Source organism: Maribacter hydrothermalis (assembly GCF_001913155.1).
Lineage (GTDB): Bacteria > Bacteroidota > Bacteroidia > Flavobacteriales > Flavobacteriaceae > Maribacter > Maribacter hydrothermalis.
In genome coordinates this window covers 1484830-1510931 of the sequence record NZ_CP018760.1, presented here as the reverse complement: position 1 = coordinate 1510931, position 26102 = coordinate 1484830, and the positions used below count along the sequence as shown (strand labels likewise).

Sequence of the window (26102 nt, the reverse complement as noted above, 5' to 3'; positions counted from 1 at the left end):
AGCCATCAACCATCAACCATCAACTAATCCGTATACCCCTCAGGATGCATTTCATCAAACTCGGTTTGATCCTGAAAAGCTTTAGCCAATAAAAGAATACTTGCTTCGTCATAAATATTTCCAACTAGGGTAATACTTGTAGGGTGTTTTTCTTTATCTAACCCTGTTGGTATGGCAATAACTGGGTGACCAGTAAGGTTTGTTATTATTAATTGCCTGTTACCGAAAGTGGGTGAGATGAGAACATCGTAATCTTTCATGATAGTCTGCATTTTTTCAATAAGTACTTGTCGGTGTCTGTTGGCCTGGAGATATTCTACTGCAGGTATAAAACGTGCTTGGCGTAAAGAATTTGCCCGTGAACGTTGGTCTTGCTCCACCATTTTATCCACTTCTTCTGCACGGACCATATCGTCAAAGAAAGCACCCGCTTCTGCTCTTAAAATTACATCAAAACTACTGTAGGGAACATCTTCAGGTAATTCAACTTCGTTCAAAGTAAGACCCATTTCTTTAAATGTTTTTAAAGCTTTTTCAAGATTGTCCTTACTGAGCGAAGTGTCTTTGTCAATATCCTTTTTCAGGTATCCAATACGTAGCGATTTATAATCTTTAGAAGGTTCAAATCCGTCAGGGTAGTCGGTAGTCATGCCGTCTTTTGGGTCTTTACCGGTAATTATGCTATAGACAATTGCACAATCTTCGGCACTTCTAGCCATAGGTCCTACTTTATCCATAGACCAACTTAGGCTCATTACTCCGTGTCTGCTCACTCTACCGTACGTTGGGCGTAATCCTGTAATGCCGTTTCTGTTACTTGGTGATGTTATAGAGCCTAGTGTTTCTGTCCCTAGGGCAAAAGGTACTAATCCTGCCGAGGTTGCAGAACCGGAACCAGCTGAAGAACCTGTAGCACCTTGTTCCGTATCCCAAGGATTTTTTGTTTTTCCATCGAACCAAACATCACCACGAGCCAAAGAACCAGAAACCAATTTAGCAACTAGAACTCCACCAGCATCCTGCAATTTTTGAACGACAGTAGCGGTTATTTCAATTTGTTGATTTCTGTAAGGTTCGGCGCCCCATGTAGTTTTATAGCCTTCAACTGCCATTAAATCTTTTACTCCGTATGGAATGCCATGTAAAATTCCGCGGTAGTTGCCCGCAGCAAGTTCAGCATCCATTTTTTTAGCTTGCTCTATAGCCATTTCTTCGGTAATGGTAATGGTACATTGTAAAATGGGATTGTATTTTTTTAATCGTTCAATAAAGAACTCGGTTAATTCTAACGAGCTAATTTTCTTATTTTTTATGAGAGATGCCAGTTTAGGTATGGAGTAAAAGGCAAGCTCAGCTTTCTTGCTAGGTAATGCTACATCAGTCGGAATTTCCCATAATGGGAACCCTGCCTGGGATTTTGGAGAGAAGTTTAAGGGCAACGGGTCAAACCTAACCGCGGGTATCACATCATTATCTAAGGTATACTTTCGCAAAGAATCGAAACCTTCTTTATTACGTTTTAGATAAGGGTATAAGGTGTCGATATATTTTTTATCAAAATTTAATCCTATTAATTTTTGAGATCGCTTTACGTCCTTTTTGGAAAATTCATTTTTAGAACTGGAGCAAGATGTAATTATTAAAGTAGTAAAGAGACTGAAAAATAAAAGTAGGGGTAGTCTTTTTGTAGGTTGGTACATGCTTATTGGTTTTTAAGAAGATTCTAATTTACAGCTTTTAGATTATTTCTTTTTATCTGTAATTGATAAATAATTGTGAATTCAATTTTTAATAAAACTAGATTCTGTTTATAATGACATATTCATTTTCAACACACTGGCTTTCTAATCTAATAACTAAGGATTATCTTTGTTGTTTAGAATGAATTTATATAATGAAGATAGATAAAAAGGACGTTTTAAAAGCCTTGGAGCAAATTACTGTTCCTGGTGAAGGTCAAAATATGGTTGATAGTGGTTCGGTTACCAATATTCAGATATTTGGTGATGAGGTAGAGGTAGATATTACCATTAAAAACCCAAGTTTACAGGCTCGTAAAAAGACCGAAGTAGAGATTTTAAAAATCATCCATAGGGAAGTTTACGAAAAAGCAAAAATTAAAATAAATATTAAAGTAGATGCTCCTGCAGCTAAGCCAAAAGTGAACGAAATAAAAGGAAAAGCAATTCCTGGTATTTCTAATATTATAGCAGTAGCTTCTGGAAAAGGAGGAGTGGGTAAATCTACCGTAACGGCTAACTTAGCAGTTACCTTAGCTAATATGGGTTTTAAGGTAGGACTTTTAGATGCAGATATTTATGGACCATCAATGCCTATAATGTTCGATGTTGCCAATGAGAAACCTTTAGCTGTAAATGTAGAAGGTAAATCTAAGATGAAACCTGTTGAAAATTATGGTGTACAATTGTTATCTATTGGTTTTTTTACCCAGCGTGATCAAGCAGTTATTTGGAGAGGACCAATGGCTTCCAAAGCATTAAATCAAATGATTTTTGATGCACATTGGGGCGATTTAGATTTTATGCTGATCGATTTGCCTCCAGGTACAGGAGACATTCACTTAAGTATTATGCAAGCTTTACCAATTACAGGGGCAGTTGTGGTAAGCACACCGCAAGAGGTGGCCCTTGCAGATGCTAGAAAAGGAGTTGCAATGTTTCAGCAAGAATCTATTAATGTGCCCGTATTGGGAATTATAGAGAATATGGCTTATTTTACTCCAGAAGAATTGCCAGAGAATAAATACTATATATTTGGGAAAGAGGGTGCCAAACATTTAGCAGAAGATTTGAATGTGCCCTTCTTAGGAGGAATTCCTTTAGTGCAAAGTATTCGTGAAGCGGGAGATGTTGGTAGGCCGGCTGCATTACAAAGTGGCACACCAGTAGTAGAAGCATTTCAAGAAATTACCAAACAAGTGGTAAGCGAAGTTGTGGGAAGAAATAAAGCACTTCCACCTACTGAAGCAATAAAAATTACAACAATGGCAGGATGTTCTGCCGTTAAGAATAAATAGATATGACTACGGAAGAACTAACATTGAATGTTGAAAAAGCATTAGAGGAAATTAGACCTTTTTTACAGAGTGATGGGGGTGATATCAGCTTAATTTCTATTGAAGACGAGTCGGTAACGGTTCGTTTAGAAGGTGCCTGTGTAGGTTGTAGTGTCAATCAAATGACTTTAAAAAGTGGCGTTGAAATGACGATAAAAAAATACGCTCCACAAATTCAAAATGTAATTAATATAGCAGGTTAAATCCTGATAATTGTCATGATATTTAAAACGATAGATTGATATTTTTGAAGGAAATTGCAAACAATTTCAGTAATGATTAAAACCGATATATTAATAATTGGCGCGGGACCTACAGGTCTTTTTGCCGTTTTTGAAGCAGGACTCTTAAAATTAAAATGCCATTTAATCGATGCGCTTCCTCAAGCAGGTGGGCAATGTTCAGAAATTTACCCTAAAAAGCCCATTTATGATATTCCTGGTTTTCCAGAGGTATTAGCAGGTGAATTAGTAGATAATCTTATGGAGCAGATCAAGCCATTTCAACCAGGTTTTACTTTGGGTGAGCGTGCTGAAACAATCAAAAAATTAGATGATGGTTCATTTTTGGTTACTACAAATAAAGGAACCGAGCATAACGCACCCATTGTAGCTATTGCTGGCGGACTGGGCAGTTTTGAACCGAGAAAACCATTATTGGAGAATATATCAAAATTTGAAGATAACGGGGTCGCTTACATGATTAAGGATCCTGAAGTATATCGAAATAAAAAAGTAGTCATTGCGGGTGGTGGAGATTCTGCATTGGACTGGAGTATTTTCTTGGCTAATATAGCATCACAAGTAACCTTGGTTCATAGAAGAAATGAGTTTAGGGGAGCCTTGGATTCTGTTGAAAAGGTTCAAGAGTTAAAGAATCAAGGTAAAATTAATTTAATTACTCCAGCAGAAATTATATCGCTTAATGGCGACGACACATTAGAATCTGTTTTAGTAAGAAAAATTTCTAATGCAAATGAAGAAATTCTTTTAGAGGTAGATGATTTTATCCCTTTATTTGGGCTTTCTCCAAAACTTGGTCCTATAGGCGACTGGGGATTAGAGATTGAAAAAAATGCCATCAAAGTAAATACATTCGATTATCAAACCAATATTCCAGGAATATTTGCCATAGGAGATGTGAATACTTATCCTGGTAAACTAAAATTAATTCTATGTGGTTTTCATGAAGCTACTTTAATGTGTCAAAGCGCTTTTCAAATTATTTTTCCAGATAAAAAATATGTGATGAAATATACCACCGTGGGTGGTGTTAGTGGTTTTGACGGAAGTACAAAAGAGGCGCCTAAAGCGGTCGTTAAGGCGATAGAATAAATAAATTATAATGTTATGCTTAGCGCTGTCGAACGACTGTTATGCTAATCGCTAAAAAAATGCTACTTAATGACTGATATAAAAATAAAAATTACCGACCGCGACGGAGTATTACACGAAATCGACGCTCCGACCGACATGAATATGAACCTAATGGAAGTAGTTCGTTCTTATGAACTTGCTCCGGAAGGTACCATAGGTATTTGTGGAGGTATGGCCATGTGTGCTTCATGTCAATGTTATGTGGTATCGGACCATGAGCTTCCTGAAATGGGCGATGATGAAGAAGCAATGTTGTCAGAAGCATTTAACGTAAAAGATAACTCGCGCCTAGGTTGTCAACTGCATATCACCGAAGATATGGACGGACTAGAAGTTGAGCTTGCTCCCGAAGAAGTTTAACAATTATTTCAAGAAGCCTTTTAAGATAGGAAAGACTTTGTTCAAATAAAGTCGACAGACATATTGAAAATAATTCAAATATGATTTTTAAGTATAATTGAATTGTTGAATGTTATAGAGATGAAAGTTGCAAATTAAATTTTGTCGATTTTAATTTTTCTTATCAATTTATATTTTGTGCCATTTACCATTATCACTATTAGAAACTCTGGGGGTTCTATGGGATATGGACTTTCCATTATTCCAATTACTCTATCAATAAATTTTTTATTAATTAGTGCATTCTTTGTTTTTAAGCATAGGTTTAGCAAAAGTTTATCACTGCTTCTGATTAATGGGTTAGGTATAATATGGGGATTATTTGTGATGTGGTTATTATTGACAGTTCCGTTAATGGATTAAGAAAATTTATTTGTTGTTAACAACCAACAACCAACAACCAACAACCAACAACCAAAAGCATTTTTGAACTTGAACTTGAACTTGTTTTTTGAATTTGAATTTTATTTAGCCTAACTCCTAACTTATATCCTAGCCTGGTACGTAAACAAGTTATGGTATCTACCTTCAGTAGCAATTAATTCATCGTGAGTACCTTGCTCGGCAATGCGTCCGTTTTCGATAACTAATATCTGATTCGCTTTTCTAATAGTGCTTAAACGGTGAGCAATTACAAATGTGGTTCTTCCTTTCGTAAGTTCAGCCAAACTCTTTTGAATTAATGCTTCACTTTCAGTATCAAGGTTAGATGTTGCTTCATCCAAAATTAAAATTCTTGGGTTTGCTAAAACTGCTCTAGCGATGGCAATACGTTGTCGTTGTCCGCCAGATAATTTTACCCCTCGTTCCCCAATTAAAGTTTCTAAACCGTCCTCGAAACGATCAGTAAATTCATTTACATAGGCAGCATTTACAGCAGCGGTTAATTCTTCCTCGGTAGCATTTGGTCTTGAGAAAAGAATATTCTGCCTTATGGTACCTTCAAAAAGAAATTCGTCTTGTAGTACAACACCAAGATGTTTTCTGAAGCTATTTAAGTTAACTTTAGCAATATCTTCCCCATCAACGGTAATAGTACCCGACTGAGGGTTCAAAAATGTAGCCGCCAAACCGGCAATAGTACTTTTTCCTGAACCAGAACTGCCAACTAAGGCAATAACCTCACCCGATTTTGCCTCAAAACTAATGTTGTGTAATACTTCTTTGTCTTCTTCATAGGCAAATGATACATCGTTAAAAATGATATTTCCTTCAAAGTTTTTAAGTACTTCTGTACGGTTTTCTTCGTCAGATTCCGGAACCATATTCATTAATTCTTCGGTACGGTCTAGTCCGGCCAATGCTTCGGTTAGTTGGCTCCCTATATTACTCATTTGAACGATGGGGGCAACCATTAACCCTAATAAGAATGTAAAGGTCAAGAAATCACCAATGGTTAATTCGTCCATCATTATTTTATAACCACCTATTCCCATAATACCTGTAGATGCCAATCCTAATAAAAAAGTAGAAGAACTAGTCATAAAAGCAGTTGCAGTAAGGCTCTTCTTTACATTTTGAAATAAACGGTCAACACCTTCTTCAAAAATTTTATTTTCTTGTTCCTCGGCATTAAAACCTTTTATAACACGAACACCACCTAGGGTTTCCGTTAACCTACCTGTAACTTCGGCATTTATTTTACCTCTGTTTCTAAAAATTGGTCTGATGACTTTAAAGGCTTTTAAAGCAATTAAGGCAAAAATTGCTAAAGGAATTAAAGTGAAAATTGTCATGGTCCAACTTATGCGTAACAATAAAATTAAAGAGACGACAGCAGTAATAGTACCACCAACCAGCTGTACCAAGCCTGTGCCAATTAAATTACGAACACCTTCAACATCACTCATAATCCGCGAAACCAATGCACCAGATTTCGTATTATCAAAAAACCGAATAGGTAGTGAAAGAACTTTCTTTTGTACTTGAGCTCTAAGTTCTGATATTAAATATTGCGCCTGAACACTTAAGATTTTTGTCAATAGAAAGGAAGTCACTGCTTGCACTAAAATTGCCAAACCAACAGCAAGTACTAGAATTTTAAGAAAGTCAACGTTTTTGTTCGGTATAATATCATCCATTAAATATTTAAGAGACAAAGGAGCTACAAAACTTGCTGCTTTGCTGATGACGATTAATAACATCCCAATAAACACGAGCCTTCTTCTTGGCCAAATGATAGTTTTAAATGCGGAAAGTATAGTGACTTTTTTTTCAGACATTGGTATTTTTTGTTTGTTTCTGATGATTATTTTAAAGTGTATTGTCTGGTCAAGCGCAGTCGAGACCTTTTAGTACTCAGGTTTAAAATTTGAATGTGATGCATTCCTGCATTCAGCTAAAATTTGAATCAAATCAAAATTACCATTAGCTAAAGCATATTTCTTTTTTGCACTCCATTTTTTAACTTTCTTTTCGAAATATATTGCCTGTTTAACATCATTAAATTCTTGGTGAAAAATTAGTTCAACGGGTCTACGCTTATATGTGAAACTACTTTTATTCAAACCTTTTTGATGTTCTTCTAATCGTCTTGAAATATCATTTGTAATACCTGTATTGGTTAACCCATCAGAACATTTTAAAATATATACATAATAAAATTTCATGAACAGTACAAAAAGAGGTCTCGACTGCGCTCGACCAGACAACATCGTGCAAGTTACTTCAATTCTAAGGATATGATTGACTTCTTAACAAGGTTTTCAAATAGTAGTAGAGTATCGATAAAGGTTTTTATATTTGAGTATCTCGATTACCAACCGATGCTTAGAAAAACCATTTTTCTTCTTTTACTATCCTCTTTGTACATAAATGCGCAAGAGAAATATTATGAACTACGTGACTTTGTAACGGATAGTGCAGGTATTTTCACCTCAGGTCAGGTAGTAGAATTAAATCAGCGATTGGTAGTGTTAGAAGAGAATACTACGAACCAACTTGTTGTAGTAACTATAGAAGAATTAGGTTTTGATACTATTGAAACCTATGCAAATGGGTTATTCAACCAAAACGGTATTGGTCAAAAAGGAAAGGATAACGGATTACTTATTTTATTTTCAGAAATAGATAGAGAAGTAAGAATTGAGGTTGGCTATGGCTTGGAACCCTACATTACAGATGCTGTTGCTTCAAGAATTATTAGAAATACAATGATTCCTAATTTTAAGGAAGAGAAGTATTATATAGGGATTAATGAGGCTGTAAATCAGCTCATAGATTTTCTTAATAACCTAGAGGCATTGGAGGAATTTAAAAAAGAGATTGAAGAGGAGGAAAAGAGTGATGCTATGTTCGGTTTTGTTTTTTTAGGTCTCTTTGTATTGATTTTCGCCGTAGTAGGAGGTTTTACTTTTTTCAAGAGCTATAAAAATATTATAGAAGTTTTTAGGGGGATATTTTTAGGAAAACTTGGCGTATTACCCGGTATTTTTATGCTTCTTGGCGGGTCTTTATCTACCGTATTCGGGCTTATTTTTATGCTAGTTCCAATTATTGTAGCGTATAGTGTATATACCGAAGATAAATTTATGATAGAACAGTTTTTTGAAACACCATCTTTATTACTTTGGTTACTTATTCCTTTTTTTGGTATTGCTTTGATCATCGCTTTTATTAAATTGAAAGTTTTGGGTAGGGAAGAGCTGAATATTTCTTGGTTTAAAAATGATAAATCGTATTATAGAAAAACGTTCTCTTCTTCAGGAACTCATTCGTTTAGTTCTGGAAGTAGCTCTTCTGGTGGCAGTTCAAGTTCGTTTTCTGGTGGAGGTGGAAGTTCAGGCGGTGGAGGATCAAGCGGTAGTTGGTAAAAATCAGTTACATTTATAGTTCTTCAACAAATCATTAAAATAGAATTTATGTACAGAATAATTTATTTGTTAGTATTTGTATTGGTTTTGTCCTGTAAGACTGAAAAGCCGAATAATCCTGAAGTGGATAAATGGGAAGCACAAGCAGCAAATATTGAAATTATAAGAGATGATTTTGGAGTACCTCATATATATGGTAAAACTGATGCCGATGCTGTTTTTGGATTATTATATGCCCAATGCGAAGATGATTTTAACCGAGTGGAACAAAATTATATTTGGGCAACAGGGAGGTTGGCCGAAGTAGATGGTGAAGAAGCATTGTATAGCGATTTACGTGCAAAACTGTTCATGACTGAGGAAGAAGCAAAAGCTAATTATGAAAAGAGTCCTGCTTGGTTAAAAGAATTATGCGATGCTTTTGCAGACGGAATCAATTATTACCTCTACACACACCCAGAAATAAAACCAAGATTATTAACGCATTTTGAACCATGGATGCCTATGTATTTTAGTGAAGGGTCTATTGGCGGAGATATTGAACGTATTTCAACAAAAAAAATAGCAGCTTTTTATGAAAGTGATATGGCGTTACCAGAAATGGAAATGCTACAGATTAAGAAGGAACAGGAGGCAGAGGAGCCACAGGGTTCAAACGGAATCGCTATTTCAGGTAAATTAACGCAATCTGGTAATTCGTTATTATTGATAAATCCGCACACCTCATTTTATTTTAGGGGAGAAGTTCATGTGGTTTCTGAGGAAGGATTAAATGCGTATGGTGCGGTAACTTGGGGTCAGTTTTTCGTCTACCAAGGTTTCAATGAAAAAACTGGATGGATGCATACGTCGACCTATACCGATGTTATGGATGAATTTAAAGAAACCATTGTTAAGAATGATGATAATTTATTCTATCAATATGGGGAAGAATTACGACCCATAAAATCATCTGAGATAGTGCTAAAATATATTGATGGTAATGAGCTTAAAGAAAAAAAATATCCTGCGTACAGAACTCATCACGGTCCAATAACCCACGTAGCCGATGGGCAATGGACAGCATCTGCAATGATGTGGGAACCAGTGAAGGCCTTAGAGCAGTCATTTATTCGCTCCAAGCAAAGTGGATACAAAGGTTTTCGTGATATGATGGATATCCGTACCAATTCCAGCAATAATACCGTGTATGCCGATGCGGAAGGAAATATCGCCTATTTCCATGGAAACTTTGTTCCTAAAAGAGATGTGCAATTTAATTATGAAGAACCTGTAGATGGTAGTAATCCTAAAACAGATTGGCAAGGCTTACACTCAGTTGATGAAAATATTCTAGTCCTTAACCCAGAAAATGGGTGGATTCAAAACTGTAATTCCACACCGTATACTTCGGCTCTAGAATTCAGTCCTAAGAAAGAAAATTATCCATATTACATGTCAAAAAATGAAGAGAATTTTAGAGGAGTTCATGCTATAGAATTATTGACCAATAGAAAAGGATATACCATAGATAGTTTAATTCAATTAGCTCACGACCCCTATTTACCCGCATTTAAAGCATTGATTCCTGGTTTGGTGAAAGCCTATAATGCCAATAATGATAAGAATCCGAAATTAATAGAGCCAATTAAGATTCTAGAAGATTGGGATTACACAACAGGTGAAAATCAAGTAGCTATGACCTTGGCACACTTTTATGGTAGTGCAATGGGTAACCGAGCAAAGCACCCAGAGAATATGACTGATATGGAACGTATGACCTATTTTGGCGCACATACGGATGAAGCTTTAAAAGTTTTTGAAGAAGTAATTGATAAGTTAACTACGGACTTTGGCACTTGGAATACTCCTTGGGGAGAAGTAAATAGATATCAACGCACTACTGGAGATATTGTTCAGCATTTTGATGATGCTAAACCAAGTATCCCTATTGGGTTTGCTTCAGGTAGGTGGGGAGCATTAGCAGCTTATGGCGCTCGTTACACCACAGAAGGCGCTAAGAAAATTTACGGTACTAGGGGAAATAGTTTTGTTGCAGTTGTGGAATTTGGTGAGAAAGTAAAGGCAAAAAGCATATTGGCAGGCGGACAAAGCGGTGATTCAAGGTCACCACATTTTAACGACCAAATTGAAAGATATAAGAATGTGGACTGGAAAGAAGTTCCTTTTTATAGAGAAGATGTTTTGAAAAGGGCTGAGAAGACGTATAGACCGGGTAAAAGATAATTTTATATAGTTTTTAGGTTATGGGCTTATTGAATAAAATTTTAGGTAATGCCAGTGAAGTTTCAGTAGAGCAACTTTTAAAAAAGTATGGCAGATTATTAATTGATGGAGAACAAATAGAGCTCGGATTTTCTTTGCTACGCGATGTTTTTATGTTTACCAACAAGCGTTTAATACTAATAGATATTCAAGGAATTACGGGTAGTAAAGTAGAATACAAATCTTTGCCGTATAAGAGTATCTCAAGATTTTCACTGGAGACATCTGGCACTTTCGATTTGGATGCCGAACTAAAAATTTGGATATCCAGTGAAAACTTACCCAGTGTAAGTAAGAAATTCAATAAAAGTATAGATGTTTATGAAGTACAACGCTATCTGGCGAGTAAAGTAATGTAATACTTCTACATAGACTCTTTTGTTACAATCAACGTTGCTTTTGAACCTGCCGATAGCAGCCATTTATTAGAATAAATTAACTCTCCTTTGTCGTTGTAAACATCAACTTGTGCAGTATTCGGTGCCGAAGAACCATGATTTAGTGCTTCAAAATCCAAACGGTTAAATCCGTCTTGCAAGTCTACATTAATTCCTTTAAAAGCTCCTGTTAGTAGTAAGTTTTGTTCTACGACCATATCGTTCATATATATTTTTACACGATCACCATCTACATATTCATGATCTCTACAAACAATACCTATAAACTTTCCACTACTTTTTACATCACCTAAATACTGATCTGCAAAAAACTGACCGGAACCACCTAAACGCTCACCAGGACCAATTCTTGGGTCAATTTTCATTCCGGTACCTGCTTGTACCAATTCCTCATCTCGTAACATTTTTACAGGATTAGGGTCTTTCATATTTACACTAGGCTGTTCTTTAATTAAAGAAGGCATATTCAAAACCGGTCCGGAACTAGGTGTACCACTAGGTTCAATAGGGTTTGCGTTCTCAATTTTTAGCGGTTTAGAGGTAGGTAAATCGGTTTGTGCAGAAACCCCGGCCACAGTTAGGGAGAACAAAACAATAAAAAGAAAAAAAAGTTTTCTCATCGAATCTTAAATATGATGAAATAAAGATAACAAATACCCTGCCATGGGTACTTAAGGCTTCGTTAAAATGTGAAACGATTGCGCTATAATTCGTTGAAAGGATCGTTCTAACGAACCTAATCAGCGTCTTCTTCTTGTTTTTGTTCCGTTTTGATAAAATTGTCGTTAATCATTTTTTCTTCTTCATTTATGACATTTGACATGCCTATCATAAAAGCCGCAATTAAAAGTATAACCTTTCTTTTTAACCAAAAAAAAGCTTTATTTATTTTTTTGAAATGCATAATAGTGATGATAAATTGTGAATACTAGTTATCATATGTGCATGTGGTACACATTAAAATAGCTTAAGAAGCTATTTTCTATTATGAGGTTCTTTGGTGTTTAGAGGTGATTGTTTTTAAAAGAAAAACTAGGTTGTATATGGAAGACTGATAAGCTAATAAATTAGCATTTTGAACGCTTATGATTTGATTTGTATAATTGCTGTATTCCTTGGATAAAATGCTAAAAGCACTAAAAACATAGGCTATGGACAGGGAAAATGGCCGACTGTCAATTTCATAAGTTGCAATATTGTTTTTAGAATGCTCGACATGGCGAGAAGAAGCGTATAAAAAAAATTCAAAATCAATAGACCTAGCATCCCTAGAATCAAAACTACGGTGCTCTACTGTAAGTCCGATTAAAAGGCATAGAGATACTAGATATGCAAAGAATTTTTTCAATACTTCATTTTAAATTTCGTCTAAGAAAGTTAATAAAATTACCATTCATAATTTTTTCAATATCCAGTTGCGCATAACCTCTACCCTCTAATAATCCGGTTATTTTCTGTAAATCTGCAATAGTATCTACATCTGCAGGGCCTTGTTCTGTTCCAAAACCACCATCTAGATCAGACCCAATACCAACATGATCAGTGTTACCCGCTAATTGACAGATGTGGTCTATATTATCTAGTATTTGCTGTAAACTTACGTTTGCAGATTGTGGTGTAGAAACACCTCTTTCCCAGGTTGGGGTCATCATCCAGGCATCAAGGACAACACCGATTACCCCTTTTCTACCTATAATTTCTTTCAACTGTTCATCCGTAAATTGCCTGTGGTGGTCTACTAATGTTCTGCAATTATTATGGCTTGCCCAAAGAGGGCCGTCATAATTTACCATAGTTTCCCAAAAACTAAGGTCGCACAAGTGGGTAACATCAAGAATAATTCCCAACCGTTGAATTTCTTTAAGAAGTTCTCTTCCTTTAGTTCCGATTCCGCCTACTGAATTTGTTCCGTGGGCATAAGTTCCCGGACCATAATGAGCAGGGCCAATTGCTCTTAAACCTGAATCATACGCTTTCTGTAGGTATGAGATATCAACTATAGAATCTGCACCTTCAAGACTTAGTAAATACCCAATAGGCTTTTTTTCTTCATCCGTTTTCCAAAGTGCTAAATGGGAATCAAGCTGTGTTTTATTGGTAATCTGAACCATTTCACCGGCCTCTTCCATACTTTTATACCAAGCCAGTTGTCCTTGGGTGTGTGCCCATGCCTGTTGAGGAGATTTCCATCCCGGCAGGGTATTGTCTTTATGCACATAACGGGCAATTTGCGTAGCCATACAGAGTCCTACATTCCCTTTTCTCATCGCTTCTAAAGAAACGGTATTGTTACCACGACCAGGTTTGTCGGTTAAACCCTGTTCGCTTTTTCTAATTTCTTCTATAGACCAAGTAAGGTCACGATTCCAATCCATTGCATTCATGGAAAGGTCTAAATGGGCATCAAATATAAACATGTTTAAATAGTAGATTTTTGGGTTCTAGCGGTTACTTGCCAGTAATCTATAATGGTATTATTTTTTATAACGTTTAGGGTGTCGTATTTCGCTACAGTTGGGCAAATGTGCTTAGGGATAGCATAATGAACGTTACCCACTTCTGGGATAGTAAGGTCATCATATTCTACGACCAAATGCTCTTCGGACTGACTTATTTGTTTGCTGTGTTTCAAGTCTAAAAATTCAATTCTAGGAAACGGCATTTCAGGAGCAATTGATTTATGACCGAGATCAAAACACAAAATTCCTGTCGTTGGTTTGCTTACTATTCTTGTAAATAGCACTGCTGCAGATAGAAACTTCATTTCCGGGAAAAGACTTCCGTATCCTGAATCCCAAAGAAGGGTAGTGCCAGGGCTGGCATCAACATTTTCACGTTTACAATGAAAAGGAAAAGTTGGTGAGCCACCAGCTACTATTTTTGGACTGGTAATTTTAAGGTTAACAATACTATTCTTTAGAGATAGTACAGGTTCAAAAGCAGAATTACAATCTGCCTCTCTTATAGCGGCATCAGTATTGCGCAAATGACCATCATAAACATGAAGTCCTTCGGCTATTAAATTCGGATTTTTATGCAATTGGGTGTACAATTCCAAGGCACTATGGTCGGGAGCGATACCGGTACGGTTCATCCCGTTATTTATATCTACCCAAAGTGGAATTTTAATGTTGTTATATGCTGCTAATTCACTTAAAACTGCAAGAGTTTTGGAATTGTCTACAAGGGTAGAAAACTTGGTGTTCGGGTATTTTTTAATCAATTCAATAAAACGTTGTGCATTGGCGCCAACAGGCTGCATGGCCAACAAAACATCTGCTGCATTACAATCGCCAAGTAATTCAGCTTCTGCGATAGTGGCACATTTGAATTTATGTATTCCCTTAGCCATCTGCATATTTATAATGTTGGCGTTTTTATACGTTTTAATATGCGGACGCAGATGATTTACATCGCCGATCATAGAAATCATTAAGTCAATGTTATGTTGAATCCTATCAGGATACACTAATAGCGATGGAGAAATTACTTCCTCGGGATACAGAATGGAATACCAGTTTTCGTTTGCCATAGTTTTTAGTGATGTAGTTCAAAATGAGCTTCAATTTCAACAGGAATTCCACCGGGCAAAATCATACCAACGGCACTACGAACACCCACACCATTATCAGGGCCAAAAATATCGGCCATTAACTCGCTAAAACCATTAATAACTAAAGGTTGTTGACCAAAATCTGGCGTGGAATTTACCATTCCCAAAGTTTTTACAATACGTTTAATTTCATCAATATCGCCAAAATGAGTTTGTATGGTCGATAGCATTGTTAATGCAACCTGTCTTGCAGCTACTTTAGCTTCTTTCATAGTCATATCATGGCCGGCTCTGCCTACAATTAACGAACCATCATTTTGCATAGGTCCTTGACCGGAAATATATAAAAAGTGATCAACGACTAAAATAGGTTTGTATAACCCTGCAGGAGGTGGAGCGGGAGGTAAAATCAATCCCAATTCCTTAATTCTTTCAGAAGGTTTCTTTTGCATATTTTTAAATTTTAGATGAAGGCATTAACAGTTAAAACACCAATTAAGCCCATAATACCAACAGTAGTTTCCATTACGGTCCAACTTTTTAAAGTATCGTTTACCGAGAGATTAAAGTACTCTTTAAATAACCAAAAACCACTATCATTAACGTGAGATAACATTAAACTACCCGAGCCAATGGCTAACACCATTAATTCTGGACTAACCCCGGTGCCTTGAACAAGAGGTAAAACGATACCTGCGGCCGTTAGGCCGGCAACAGTTGCTGAGCCAACACAAACACGTATTACGGTAGCTATTAGCCAAGCTAAGATTAAAGGGGAAATAGAAGATTGCTCTAAAATTCCTCCAATATATTCGCTAACACCACTATCAATTAAAACTTGTTTTAGGGCACCAGAACCGGCAATAATTAATAGAACCATAGTGATGCCTGTAATAGCACTACTAATAGAATCCATAACTTCTTTCATGCTTTTTCCGCGTCCTAAGCCTAAAGTATATATAGCTATTAAGACCGCAATGAGCATGGCAATAGCTGGGTTACCAATAAAAACTAAAATTTTGGTAAGAAACAAATCTGGTGGTAACAAGAGTTGTGCTAATGCTGCAACGGCAATAAGAATAACAGGTGAAAGAGCACTAAAAATGCTATTTGCCATACTTGGCATTTCATTTTCTTTTAGAATTACGGGATTTAAAAATTCTTTCAAGGGCGTAGCGTTAATTCCTTTCAAAGTTCTGGACAGTAATGGTCCGGCAACAATAATTGCAGGTATTGCTACTATGATTCCGTAGAGCAAAGTTTTACCGATATCTGCATTGAACATGGTTGCAAGAGCTGTTGGCGCAGGGTGAGGAGGTAAATAACCATGTGTTACCGATAAGGAAGCTAACATGGGTAAGCCTACATATAAAAGAGGTAAACCTGTTGCTGCGGCAATGGTAAATACTAGCGGTACTAGAATTACAAATCCTACAGAATAAAACATGGGTATACCTACTATGAATCCGGTTAATACAACCGCCCATTGAATATTCTTCTTACCAAATTTATCGACCAATTTAGTGGTTATGCGTTGGGCCGCACCACTATCGGCGACTAATTTGCCCAACATAGCGCCAAAGCCCAAAATGATAACAAGAAAACCTAGAATATTTCCTATTCCTTTTTGGATGGAATCGACCACGCTAACGGGTTCCATACCTTCGGCAATACCAACTAATAATGATACGATGATAAAAGTAATAAAGGCGTTTAGTTTAAATTTAGCAATGAGAATAAATAGGAGGAATATTCCTAAAATAACAATGAATAATGGCATATTTAAGTAAAGTTGATTGGTTGAATATCTAAATATACCATAAAAAAAAAGCGCATCATATTTTATATAAACACGAAGCGACTTTTCTGTTAGAATTTTTTACCGTTCCTAAATATTAGGTTGAGATATTTGTTAATAGTATGAAGAAATAATTTTCAAAATATGGCAATTTTTAATAGATGAATGTAAATTGAGAATTTGTTATACCCAATTTATTTTTTCTGCATATAGTCATCTAGTTTTTGCGGGCCTTCTAGCAAAATACGTACCACACGTAATGTGCCGTCATCAGTAGTATTAATTTGCCATTTAATTAATGAGATACTACCATTTTCAATTTCAATACCGGTAATACTTCTTGGGTGAACGCAGCTGCCATCATTAAAAAGCGGAATGTCTCCAGGTTCGGGAAAACGTGGTCTATGGGTATGCCCAACCACTGTAATTTTAAGACTATTCTTTAGAATCCATTTTTTAATACGACGTTCTACTTTTATAAGTTCTGTATAATTTTTAGCGGGAGAAGTTGGATCGGCGATTCCCCAAACTTGTAAAGGCTTCCAAAGTACTCTCACTAAAAATCTTCCCCAACGCCAAAAAGTATAATTCCACCAATCTGCCTGGTGGCCGTGGGTAAGAAAAACTTCTTGTTGGGTTTCTTTATGTTTTAAAATAAGTGCCTCATGATATTTAATGCCCTCAAAAAGAGATTTGTCTTTGTCATCTATGGGTTCATAATAACTGGACAGGTTTTTTTTTACATAGTCCTCATCTTTATATACCATGTCATGATTTCCCCAAATCATATGCAATCTATGTTCTAAATGAAACTGTTTTAAAAGCTTGAAAACATTTTTATGGGCTTCAAAAATTGAATCGAAATTTATGTTTTCCCAAAGTTCATCTCCATCACCTAGTTCACAGTAGTCAAATCCTTCAGAATAATAGAATTTCAAGGCATGGAAGTATATATTTCTATTGTTGGCAAATTCATCGGAAAAGCTGTTATCCCCTCTGTGACAATCACTAAAAAGAATAAATTTTGAAGCATCATCAAAAGGAATAACTTTAGCATTTTTATAAGCTCTTGTAAGTCTATTATCAGATGACATGCTCTAATTTTCGTTAAATATCCGAAAATCCCGTTAACCATAGTAATTTGGTGTCTAAAAAAACGCTGTTACTTTTGTAACTTTGTGGCTATAAAGTAGACTAACCAAGTCATGGGAAAGCACGAGACAATGAAAATGCCGGTTAAGCACCTTATTAGTTTTGAAAAACTTTTAGAAAAGTATGATGAACATTTAAAAGGGAGCGATACTTTTTTAGCAGCCACTGCAGAGCGTATTTTAGCTGTTGAAAAAGGATTTCCTGAATTGCGAAATGGTTTTTCGGATTTTAGTTTATTAGAGAAAAATAAGGATTTGATAGAACGTATTTTACAAGATACGTTTACTGATGCTTTGAGTGGAAATGAGATTAAGATAGCCACGCTTCCGTATCAAGATATGATTATAAAATCGTCTAAGCGCTTTGAGAAAATAATTAAAGAAGCTGGCGAGGAATATGTACCGGAATTAAGAAACGTGGGTGATGATATGGATTATATCATGAGCTGTGTTGTGGTTTTAAATTTTCATTACGGTTACCAGTTAGATTTTAGTCGCCCTTATTTTTATGATATTCCAGATGCCGACGGGGTAATGCGTCATTATCGCATTTTATATAATGCCGATTTTATTGATATTATTCCTACTGAGAAGGCAAAAGAAGTTACACAGGAAGATTTAGACGAATTATTGGAAAATCCTACCGATGTTAAACTTTGGATGGATAAAATTCCACCAGAAAGTTTTATATCTAAAGGGTTTGTTATTGCCAATTTGTTTGATGTCACCATGGAACAGGCAATTTCGAATATAAAATCTAAATTGATTTCTAAGAATACCATACAGCCTACCAATTTCATGCATGAATTGCAAGAAACTTTTAAGTCGTTTTTTAGATTGCAAAATATAAAAGTAGGTTTTGCTGCTTTTGACCCTAAAAAAGATGAATTCGAGAAAGTTGCCGGTAAGGGGTTTGAAAGTTTTCTTTTAGGAGGTGAGCATCATATGAATTGTAAGACGGCTTTGTGCGCGGATTCTTATAAACAGTTAATTGACCAAAATTCTTATTTCACTATTACTAATATGGATCGTATGGTAGAGCGATCCGGGAATATGAACCCTTATAAAGTACTTAAGGAACAAGGAATACAAAGTGCCATTTTTGCTCCAATTGCTTTTGATGATAAACTTTTGGGCGTATTGGAAATAGTTTCTGAAAAAAAGGGTGTTCTCAATGGTGTAAACGCTCAAAAGTTAGATGATGTTTTGCCCTATATAGTTTCTGCCGTTGTACGAAGTAATAATGAAGAAAATAATAGAATAGACGCTATCATTCAGAACGAGTGTACTTCTGTGCATTCGTCTGTATATTGGAGGTTTAAAGAAGAAGCCAAACAATTTATTTTAGATGAAGCAGAGGGTAGGTCTCCTTCGTTTAAGGAAATTGTTTTTAGTGATGTCTACCCGTTGTTTGGTCAAATAGATATAAAAGATTCTTCCCAAGCTAGAAATTTAGCAATACAGAGAGATTTAATGATTCAGCTATCGGAAATAGATTATGTTCTTAATATTGCTATGAAGAAGTGGAAATTGCCAATCTACGAAGAGTTAATATTTAGAGTCAACAATCATTTAGATAGTATAAGGGAAATGCTTTATACCAATAGTGAGCAATCTATTTTTGATTTTGTAAAGGATGAAATAACGCCTGTTTTTGAGCATCTTAAAAAAGCTGATACGGAAATAGAAAATCATATTTTAGGTTACGAATCTAAAATTGATATGGGAACAGGTTCTTATTATGATCATAGAAAAAATTATGATGAGAGTGTAACAATAATTAACAAAAAACTATCTACTGTCATAGATAAAAGACAAGAAAGCGCGCAGGCAATGTTTCCACATTATTATGAGCGTTATAAAACTGATGGTGTTGAACATAATATGTATATAGGGGCGTCCATATCGGAGACTGCATCATACAATAGTTTGTATTTAAATAATCTTAGGTTGTGGCAGTTACAGGTAATGTGCGAAATGGAAAATGTGCATTATGCATTAAAACCAACATTACCAGTACCATTGGATGCTACTTCATTAATACTGGTATATAACACTTCATTATCTATTCGATTTAGAATGGATGAAAAACAATTTGATGTTGATGGCACCTATAATGCCAGGTACGAAGTTATTAAAAAGAGAATTGACAAGTCCTATATAAAGGGAACGGACGAACGTTTAACCCAAAAGGGAATGCTTTCCATTGTGTATTCACAGAAAAAAGATGAATTAGAATATTTGAGATATATTAAATTTCTTAAATCAAAAGGTTGTTTTACAAATAAAATTGAAATTGTAGAGCTAGAAGGTCTTCAAGGGGTTTCTGGTTTAAAAGCTATTAGAGCTGAAATATTATATAAAAGAGAGCAAGAGCCAGAGAAAACGTATACCTATCAAGATTTAATGGATGCTTTAAAAGAATAGGACTTCACTCAAAAGTTGTATTTTTCGTTCTGGACCAAAAAATTTGAAAGATACGGCAAATGCAATAACTGAAGCAATCATGCCTATCATGAAAATAGTGTAGGTCCAACGTAAAAGTGAATATTTTCTATTTAAAACAATTCCTAGAAAATATAAATCTTTAGTTAAAGAGGTGTAAATGTAGTCTTTGTCTTTAAGCATTTCATTAATGGCCCATTCATATTCATTTAATTTCATTTTGTGAAAATTACCGAAGAACAATAAGTTTACATTTTTATTTGCGACATCTTCTTTGGTGAATTCACCACTTGTAACATTGGGTCTAGTAGCTAAAACAGCTAATATCATAGATACTATACTAAAAAAAACAAATATAACAGTAGGGTAAATTAGATAGTCGTTCGATGGATTATCTAATTTCGGAATAAGATTAGATAAGGCTAGGGATATAATTATGGCATTAACCGATAATAGAATGTTTGCCTTTGTGTCGGCAATATCACTTAAAGTAATGTGGTTTTTTAATGTAACACGATATAGCGTTTGAATTCCACGATCCGGACTTTCGCTTTTAAACTGTGCTTTTAATCTTTCTTTTTTAGCTAGTTTTTTATTAGATTTCTTATCCTTAATTAACGCTCTTAAGTTTTTGTCTTTCTTTTCAAGCCAATTTTCTTTTGCGTAATCCGTATAATATTGGTGCTCAGTCCTAAATACTTGAATATTAGTTTGTATCCAGTCTTTTTGAGAATAACTTTTAACACCTAATAAATCGAGTTCCTCTCGTAATAAATCAGAAGTTTCTAAATAGCTACTTTGAGCAAAATGGGAAGAATCTGCATCGCGAATAATTTCCTCCATTAAGTTCGTGGGTTTAGTATTCCACTTTGTGGCCATTATACATTCTTTTACTTTTGCTATATTATCTATGCTATACCCTTCTTTTGTCAAAAATTCCTCGGCTATTTCACAACTGCTTTCCTCATGGTTGTGGATGCCTTTTGTGTAACCGGTATCATGAAGCCAAGCCACAAGTTCTATAATCTCCTTTTCTTGATCGGATAGAGAACATGATTCCAATATTTGTTTAGTACTTTTGACAACTCGTTGGGTGTGTCTAAGGTTATGGTATAAGAACTTCTTATCCAAATTATTAGTAAGTAATTCAACTACAAACTTTTGAGTATTGTCTATTAAGTTCGACATGTAAGAAATTGGTTAAAAGTACCCAAATTACAAAAATTTAAAGAGGGTTTTTGCACTATGAGAAAATATTATAGTTATCTATTGGTTTTTATGCTTATTACAAGCTGTGCTACGTTTAATACTAAATATGTAGATGAAAATTATGCCAATAACGTAAATGAGGCCAAAGAAATTTCACATACTTTTTATTTAATAGGAGATGCGGGTTTGTCGCCTATGGGAGGAATGAATCCTGCGCTTAAGATTTTTAAAGATAAATTAGACAAAGCAGATAAAAACAGTACGGCAATTTTTTTAGGAGATAATATTTATCCTGCCGGCTTGCCGGACCCTAAAGATTCTACAGTAGCTTTTAGAATTGCAAAAAATCATTTGGATGCCCAAATAAATACACTGGCAAATTTTAAAGGACGTCCACTTTTTATACCAGGTAATCACGATTGGTATACGGAAGGGTTAATAGGTCTTGAGAGAGAAGAAAATTACATTAAAAATGCATTAAAAGAAAAAGATCCTTTTTTACCTGAAAATGGCTGCCCTATTGATGTTGTAGAAGTCGGTGATGATATAGCCATTATTGTAATTGACACAGAATGGTATTTAACCAATTGGGATAAACGCCCAGATATAAATGATAAATGTGATATAAAAAGTAGGAGCAAGTTTTTTTTGGAACTTGAAGATGCTATAAAAGATTACCGTGATCGTACAACGTTGATAGCCATGCACCACCCAACAAATAGTTATGGTGAACATGGCGGCCAATATTCGTTAAGAAAACAATTTTATCCTAAAAAAATGGCTGTGCCTTTGCCAGTTTTAGGAACCTTAGTTAATGTGCTAAGAAGCACTTCAGGAGCATCTGTAGAAGACGTTAATAATAAGCGTTATAGAGAATTAATGAACAGGGTCACAACTTTGGCCCAGTATTCAGACCGAGTAATTTTTGCATCAGGACATGAGCATACCTTACAATATTTAGTTGAAAAAAACACACCACAAATTGTAAGTGGATCTGGGGCAAAAGAAGGTTTTACACGTTTGTTAAACGGTTCTCGGTTTAATACGGGAAAAATGGGTTATGCTACTTTGGAAGTTTATATAGATGGCTCATCTAGAGTACGATTTTATGGAGTAGATAAAGATGAAAAAGAAGATTTTTTGTTTACCGATCAAGTATTTCCACCTATCCAAATAGAACATAAGGGAGTGTATAGTACTTCTTTTGTAGATTCTGTAAATGCATCTGTGTACACCAAAGAAGAAATTGATAAAAGTAGGTTTTTTAAAGGTATTTGGGGTGAACGCTATAGAAAGTACTATGGTATCGAAGTAAAAGTGCCTACCGTAAATCTTGATACATTAATGGGTGGATTGATACCTGTAAAAAAAGGGGGAGGTCATCAGTCTAAATCATTACGTCTTCAGCGCAAAGATGGTAGAGAATATGTTATGAGAGCTTTAAAGAAAAGCGCAGAACTTTACCTACAATCAATGGCTTTCCAAGACCAATATGTGCTCGAAGATTTAAAAGAAACGTATACTCAAGAGTTATTACAAGATTTTTATACAGGGTCACATCCATATGGGCCGTTTACAATAGGGATTCTTTCAGATGCTGTAGGTATATATCATACAAATCCAAAGTTGTACTATGTCCCTAAACAACCTGCATTAAAAGAGTTTAACGATTCATTTGGCAATGAGTTATATATGATAGAGGAGCACGCAGGAGATGGTCATAGTAATTTAGCAAGTTTTGGATATTCTAATAATTTAAAAAGCACCGATGGTATGCTTGAAGATTTACGGGACGATGAAAAATATGAGGTCGATAAGGATTTATATCTAAGGGCAAGACTTTTTGATATGGTATTAGGAGATTGGGATAGGCATGTAGACCAATGGCGATGGGCGGAATTTGAAGACAAGGAAAAGGATAAAATAGTTTATAGACCGGTACCTCGAGATCGTGATCAAGTATTTTCTAAAATGGGAGATGGGGCTTTAATGAATGTTGCAACACGTATTATACCCGGATTAAGACTTATGGAAGGCTTTAACGATGAAATAAGAAGTGTTAAGGGTTTTAATTCTTCCCCTATGACCTATGTTTTAGATATTTCGTTATTAGGCGAAACAAAAAAAAGTGAATGGTTAGCCCAGGCTAAGTATTTGCAAGACCATTTAACTGCAGCTGAAATAGATAAAGCTTTTATGGCATTCCCAGTAGAGGTAAGAGACAAAACTGTTCTTGAAATAAAGAATACACTCTTGGCTCGTTTAAGTCATATTCAAGAAACTGCAGAGGAATACTATAAAATAATAAATAAGTATGCGGTGGTATCTGGAACCGATAAAGATGATTGGTTCGAAATAAACAGACTCAATGAAAACGAAACAGAAGTAAAAGTATACCGCAATATAGGCGATGAGAAAAAGCGTCTGTTTTATTATAAGGTATTTACAAAAGAAGATACTAAAGAACTTTGGGTATTTGGTTTGGATGATGATGATATTTTTGAAGTTAAAAACCCGTCGAATTATTCAGGAATTAAAGTCAGGGTAATTGGGGGTCAAAATAATGATATTTATAGAGTTGCGAACGGTAAAAATATTGCACTTTATGATTTTAAAAGCAAGAAAAACACTTTTGAAGAAACAGGTGGGGCAAAGGTTAAATTATCAAATGATTATGAACTAAACACATACCAACCACTTCAATTAAGAAATAGTTTTAATCAAATTATCCCGACCATTGGGTATAATCCTGATGATGGCGTGCGCATAGGCTTCGTAAATACGTTTACGTATAACGGTTTTAGACAAAACCCATTTACGCAGCAACATACCTTTGCAGCTTCCTATTATTTTGCAACAAGCGGTTTTGATTTTAAATATCAAGGTGAATTTGCACATATTTTTGAGAATTGGAATGCAGAGTTGTCAACAAGGTTTACGAGTCCTAATTTTGCAATTAACTTTTTTGGTTATGGGAATAATGCTGAAAATTTTGATGATGATTTAGGTCTAGATTATAACCGTGTTAAATTTAGACAAATAGAGTTTACACCATCCTTAGTTTGGCGCGGACAATTAGGGGCTAAAGTAAAGCTTGGGTTGTCGTATCAAAATATAAGTGTGGAGGAAACTGACAATAGGTTTATAAATACTTTTTATCAGCAAAACGGGGAGGAAACTAATAGCGATTTTATTGGTGCTCACGCTTCTTACTCTTATGAAAATAAAGATAATGCTGCTTTTCCTACGTTAGGCATGTCTACCTCTTTGCAAGTAGGGTTTAAAGATAATATTACAGAAGATGGCGGAAATTTTGGTTATATAATACCTTCGTTGGGTATTGACTATAGATTAATACCTAATGGTCGTTTGGTATTTGCGACGAAATGGAAAGCACATTTTAATGTTGGCAATGGTTACGAATTTTACCAAGCGGCAAGTATAGGTGGTTTAGACGGATTACGAGGATTAAGAAATCAAAGATTTACCGGTAAAACATCATACTATCAAAATACAGATATTAGATTTAGCTTAAATAAAAAGCGAACACGATTATTACCAATGGCAATAGGTGTTTTTGGTGGTTTTGATTATGGTAGAGTTTGGGTTCCTGAGATGAATTCTGGAAGATGGCATACTTCGTACGGGGGAGGTTTTTTCTTGAACGCCTCAGATATTATTACCATTAATACAGCACTTTTTACGAGTAAGGATGGACCTCGATTTACTTTTGGATTAGGATTTGGTTTTTAACTTCAGAGATTAATTTAAGGAATAGGAATATAAGTTTCCTCCTGTTCCATGAGATTGCTCATCCGAAATAAGAAGTGTATTCTCATTAAGAAAACAAACCGATTCTAATTGAGAACGAGCTCCTAAATCTATCTCTTGCATATTTCCTTTGGAGAAATCATCCCAAGTGAAATCGGTAAATACAAAAAGTTTACCATAACTAAGAGCTACAATTTTATCTCCTTTTGGTGAAATATCCATTGATGTAATTTGACAAATTTTCCAATCCGCACAAGGGGTAAAAGAGCCTATAAATGTAGCTTCGTATTTTCCTTTAGTATCGGGTACGGAATAAATATGAGCTTCTCCCGTAAACGGGTTAGACCTATTCTTGGTTATTATATAAAGTTTGTTGCCATAATGGAATAAAGCTTCTGCATCATATAAAAGCTTATCTTTTTTTGGAGGAAAATCTTTTTGGTCTGGGTAATACAATTCAATTTTTTCAGCATCAATCTTGCTTCCTGGCTCATTGGTTGGGTTGGGTAATTTGTATATGACCAGGTTTTTACGGTGATTAGAATTGTTTCCTAAATCGGCTATATATAGATTGTCATATTGATCTTTGGCAAGATCTTCCCAATCGTGATTACTACCATTTTTAACTTCTAAACTTTTTATGATCTCTCCCTTAAAATCAACTTGATAAATTTCATCTTTGTTCCCATTATCTTCAACTATCCATACTGTGGAATCATTAAAGGTTGTTAAGCCAGAAATCTCTTTTAAACTACCTGGTAAGTCGGTGATTATTTTTAATTGGCCATAATTGGTACACGAAGTTAAGGTGATCGTTAAAACTAATATTGAAATTATTTTTTGGTTCAT

The 26102-nt window shown here is 35.3% G+C and carries 21 protein-coding genes; 9 read left to right on the top strand and 12 right to left on the bottom strand.

Annotation, left to right across the window (positions count from 1 at the left end; all coding sequences use genetic code 11):
- Nucleotides 1–23: 23 nt before the first annotated feature.
- On the bottom strand, nt 24–1700 hold the full coding sequence (locus BTR34_RS06425; protein WP_068485228.1) for an amidase: 1677 nt from the start codon (nt 1698–1700) through the stop codon (nt 24–26).
- A gap of 194 nt (nt 1701–1894) precedes the next feature.
- Here BTR34_RS06425 and BTR34_RS06420 point away from each other — a divergent pair, with 194 nt between their 5' ends.
- The 4 genes from BTR34_RS06420 to BTR34_RS06405 all read left to right on the top strand — a co-directional run bounded on the left by BTR34_RS06420 (nt 1895) and on the right by BTR34_RS06405 (nt 4812).
- Entirely contained in the window at nt 1895–3037 is a 1143-nt protein-coding gene (locus BTR34_RS06420; protein WP_068485227.1) for an Mrp/NBP35 family ATP-binding protein, read from the top strand.
- 2 nt (nt 3038–3039) lie between these two features.
- Nucleotides 3040–3279 carry a NifU family protein gene (locus BTR34_RS06415; RefSeq protein WP_068485226.1) on the top strand — a complete coding sequence of 80 codons (240 nt, stop codon included), beginning with the start codon at nt 3040–3042 and terminating at the stop codon, nt 3277–3279.
- Between the two features lie 72 nt (nt 3280–3351).
- On the top strand, nt 3352–4410 hold the full coding sequence (locus tag BTR34_RS06410; protein WP_068485225.1) for an NAD(P)/FAD-dependent oxidoreductase: 1059 nt from the start codon (nt 3352–3354) through the stop codon (nt 4408–4410).
- A gap of 69 nt (nt 4411–4479) precedes the next feature.
- Nucleotides 4480–4812 (top strand): 2Fe-2S iron-sulfur cluster-binding family protein, encoded by a 333-nt coding sequence (locus tag BTR34_RS06405; RefSeq protein WP_068485224.1) that lies wholly within the window; start codon nt 4480–4482, stop codon nt 4810–4812.
- A 524-nt stretch (nt 4813–5336) separates the two neighbouring features.
- Here BTR34_RS06405 and BTR34_RS06400 read toward each other — a convergent pair.
- Together BTR34_RS06400 and BTR34_RS06395 are read right to left on the bottom strand one after the other, a co-directional pair.
- Entirely contained in the window at nt 5337–7073 is a 1737-nt protein-coding gene (locus BTR34_RS06400) for an ABC transporter ATP-binding protein (protein ID WP_068485223.1), read from the bottom strand.
- 69 nt (nt 7074–7142) lie between these two features.
- Nucleotides 7143–7460 carry a GIY-YIG nuclease family protein gene (locus BTR34_RS06395; protein ID WP_068485222.1) on the bottom strand — a complete coding sequence of 106 codons (318 nt, stop codon included), beginning with the start codon at nt 7458–7460 and terminating at the stop codon, nt 7143–7145.
- A 72-nt stretch (nt 7461–7532) separates the two neighbouring features.
- On the opposite strand from BTR34_RS06395, the gene BTR34_RS06390 reads away from it, so the two are divergent.
- The 3 genes from BTR34_RS06390 to BTR34_RS06380 are packed head-to-tail and all read left to right on the top strand — an operon-like array spanning nt 7533 to nt 11287.
- A complete protein-coding gene (locus BTR34_RS06390; RefSeq protein ID WP_244893349.1) occupies nt 7533–8663 on the top strand; it encodes a TPM domain-containing protein in 1131 nt (376 codons plus the stop codon).
- A 48-nt stretch (nt 8664–8711) separates the two neighbouring features.
- Nucleotides 8712–10889, top strand: a complete 2178-nt coding sequence (locus BTR34_RS06385; protein ID WP_068485220.1) for an acylase — start codon at nt 8712–8714, stop codon at nt 10887–10889.
- 20 nt (nt 10890–10909) lie between these two features.
- On the top strand, nt 10910–11287 hold the full coding sequence (locus tag BTR34_RS06380; protein ID WP_068485219.1) for a PH domain-containing protein: 378 nt from the start codon (nt 10910–10912) through the stop codon (nt 11285–11287).
- 5 nt (nt 11288–11292) lie between these two features.
- On the opposite strand, the gene BTR34_RS06375 is transcribed toward BTR34_RS06380, so the two are convergent.
- The 7 genes from BTR34_RS06375 to BTR34_RS06350 form a co-directional block, all read right to left on the bottom strand.
- Nucleotides 11293–11946, bottom strand: a complete 654-nt coding sequence (locus BTR34_RS06375; RefSeq protein ID WP_068485218.1) for a hypothetical protein — start codon at nt 11944–11946, stop codon at nt 11293–11295.
- Between the two features lie 116 nt (nt 11947–12062).
- Complete coding sequence (locus BTR34_RS18910) at nt 12063–12230, bottom strand: hypothetical protein (RefSeq protein WP_197496180.1); 168 nt, start codon at nt 12228–12230, stop codon at nt 12063–12065.
- A 448-nt stretch (nt 12231–12678) separates the two neighbouring features.
- Entirely contained in the window at nt 12679–13743 is a 1065-nt protein-coding gene (locus BTR34_RS06370) for a dipeptidase (protein ID WP_068485217.1), read from the bottom strand.
- A gap of 2 nt (nt 13744–13745) precedes the next feature.
- On the bottom strand, nt 13746–14858 hold the full coding sequence (locus tag BTR34_RS06365; RefSeq protein ID WP_068485216.1) for a D-TA family PLP-dependent enzyme: 1113 nt from the start codon (nt 14856–14858) through the stop codon (nt 13746–13748).
- A 5-nt stretch (nt 14859–14863) separates the two neighbouring features.
- Complete coding sequence (locus BTR34_RS06360; protein ID WP_068485215.1) at nt 14864–15331, bottom strand: RidA family protein; 468 nt, start codon at nt 15329–15331, stop codon at nt 14864–14866.
- 11 nt (nt 15332–15342) lie between these two features.
- Entirely contained in the window at nt 15343–16659 is a 1317-nt protein-coding gene (locus BTR34_RS06355) for a gluconate:H+ symporter (protein WP_068485214.1), read from the bottom strand.
- A gap of 212 nt (nt 16660–16871) precedes the next feature.
- Entirely contained in the window at nt 16872–17771 is a 900-nt protein-coding gene (locus tag BTR34_RS06350; RefSeq protein WP_068485213.1) for a metallophosphoesterase, read from the bottom strand.
- 111 nt (nt 17772–17882) lie between these two features.
- Here BTR34_RS06350 and BTR34_RS06345 point away from each other — a divergent pair, with 111 nt between their 5' ends.
- Nucleotides 17883–20255: a cell surface protein gene (locus BTR34_RS06345; protein WP_068485212.1), complete on the top strand. Its 2373-nt coding sequence runs from the start codon at nt 17883–17885 to the stop codon at nt 20253–20255.
- Here the strand turns inward: BTR34_RS06345 and BTR34_RS06340 are convergent.
- On the bottom strand, nt 20244–21461 hold the full coding sequence (locus tag BTR34_RS06340) for a Pycsar system effector family protein (protein ID WP_068485211.1): 1218 nt from the start codon (nt 21459–21461) through the stop codon (nt 20244–20246). The two genes, BTR34_RS06345 and BTR34_RS06340, sit on opposite strands and share 12 nt — an antisense overlap.
- 57 nt (nt 21462–21518) lie before the next feature.
- On the opposite strand from BTR34_RS06340, the gene BTR34_RS06335 reads away from it, so the two are divergent.
- Nucleotides 21519–25235 (top strand): metallophosphoesterase, encoded by a 3717-nt coding sequence (locus tag BTR34_RS06335; RefSeq protein ID WP_068485210.1) that lies wholly within the window; start codon nt 21519–21521, stop codon nt 25233–25235.
- A 9-nt stretch (nt 25236–25244) separates the two neighbouring features.
- Here BTR34_RS06335 and BTR34_RS06330 read toward each other — a convergent pair whose 3' ends face one another.
- Nucleotides 25245–26102: a hypothetical protein gene (locus BTR34_RS06330; protein ID WP_068485209.1), complete on the bottom strand. Its 858-nt coding sequence runs from the start codon at nt 26100–26102 to the stop codon at nt 25245–25247.

What these genes read in the sequence shown, in the direction of transcription:
- BTR34_RS06360 (WP_068485215.1), bottom strand. Translation starts at nt 15,331, where the DNA reads ATGCAAAAGAAACCTTCTGAAAGAATTAAGGAATTGGGATTGATTTTA.
- BTR34_RS06405 (WP_068485224.1), top strand. Translation starts at nt 4,480, where the DNA reads ATGACTGATATAAAAATAAAAATTACCGACCGCGACGGAGTATTACAC.
- BTR34_RS06365 (WP_068485216.1), bottom strand. Translation starts at nt 14,858, where the DNA reads ATGGCAAACGAAAACTGGTATTCCATTCTGTATCCCGAGGAAGTAATT.
- BTR34_RS06350 (WP_068485213.1), bottom strand. Translation starts at nt 17,771, where the DNA reads ATGTCATCTGATAATAGACTTACAAGAGCTTATAAAAATGCTAAAGTT.
- BTR34_RS06370 (WP_068485217.1), bottom strand. Translation starts at nt 13,743, where the DNA reads ATGTTTATATTTGATGCCCATTTAGACCTTTCCATGAATGCAATGGAT.
- BTR34_RS06345 (WP_068485212.1), top strand. Translation starts at nt 17,883, where the DNA reads ATGGGAAAGCACGAGACAATGAAAATGCCGGTTAAGCACCTTATTAGT.
- BTR34_RS06410 (WP_068485225.1), top strand. Translation starts at nt 3,352, where the DNA reads ATGATTAAAACCGATATATTAATAATTGGCGCGGGACCTACAGGTCTT.
- BTR34_RS06375 (WP_068485218.1), bottom strand. Translation starts at nt 11,946, where the DNA reads ATGAGAAAACTTTTTTTTCTTTTTATTGTTTTGTTCTCCCTAACTGTG.
- BTR34_RS18910 (WP_197496180.1), bottom strand. Translation starts at nt 12,230, where the DNA reads ATGCATTTCAAAAAAATAAATAAAGCTTTTTTTTGGTTAAAAAGAAAG.
- BTR34_RS06415 (WP_068485226.1), top strand. Translation starts at nt 3,040, where the DNA reads ATGACTACGGAAGAACTAACATTGAATGTTGAAAAAGCATTAGAGGAA.
- BTR34_RS06380 (WP_068485219.1), top strand. Translation starts at nt 10,910, where the DNA reads ATGGGCTTATTGAATAAAATTTTAGGTAATGCCAGTGAAGTTTCAGTA.
- BTR34_RS06340 (WP_068485211.1), bottom strand. Translation starts at nt 21,461, where the DNA reads ATGTCGAACTTAATAGACAATACTCAAAAGTTTGTAGTTGAATTACTT.
- BTR34_RS06395 (WP_068485222.1), bottom strand. Translation starts at nt 7,460, where the DNA reads ATGAAATTTTATTATGTATATATTTTAAAATGTTCTGATGGGTTAACC.
- BTR34_RS06420 (WP_068485227.1), top strand. Translation starts at nt 1,895, where the DNA reads ATGAAGATAGATAAAAAGGACGTTTTAAAAGCCTTGGAGCAAATTACT.
- BTR34_RS06335 (WP_068485210.1), top strand. Translation starts at nt 21,519, where the DNA reads ATGAGAAAATATTATAGTTATCTATTGGTTTTTATGCTTATTACAAGC.
- BTR34_RS06400 (WP_068485223.1), bottom strand. Translation starts at nt 7,073, where the DNA reads ATGTCTGAAAAAAAAGTCACTATACTTTCCGCATTTAAAACTATCATT.
- BTR34_RS06390 (WP_244893349.1), top strand. Translation starts at nt 7,533, where the DNA reads ATGATTGACTTCTTAACAAGGTTTTCAAATAGTAGTAGAGTATCGATA.
- BTR34_RS06355 (WP_068485214.1), bottom strand. Translation starts at nt 16,659, where the DNA reads ATGCCATTATTCATTGTTATTTTAGGAATATTCCTCCTATTTATTCTC.
- BTR34_RS06425 (WP_068485228.1), bottom strand. Translation starts at nt 1,700, where the DNA reads ATGTACCAACCTACAAAAAGACTACCCCTACTTTTATTTTTCAGTCTC.
- BTR34_RS06385 (WP_068485220.1), top strand. Translation starts at nt 8,712, where the DNA reads ATGTACAGAATAATTTATTTGTTAGTATTTGTATTGGTTTTGTCCTGT.
- BTR34_RS06330 (WP_068485209.1), bottom strand. Translation starts at nt 26,102, where the DNA reads ATGAACCAAAAAATAATTTCAATATTAGTTTTAACGATCACCTTAACT.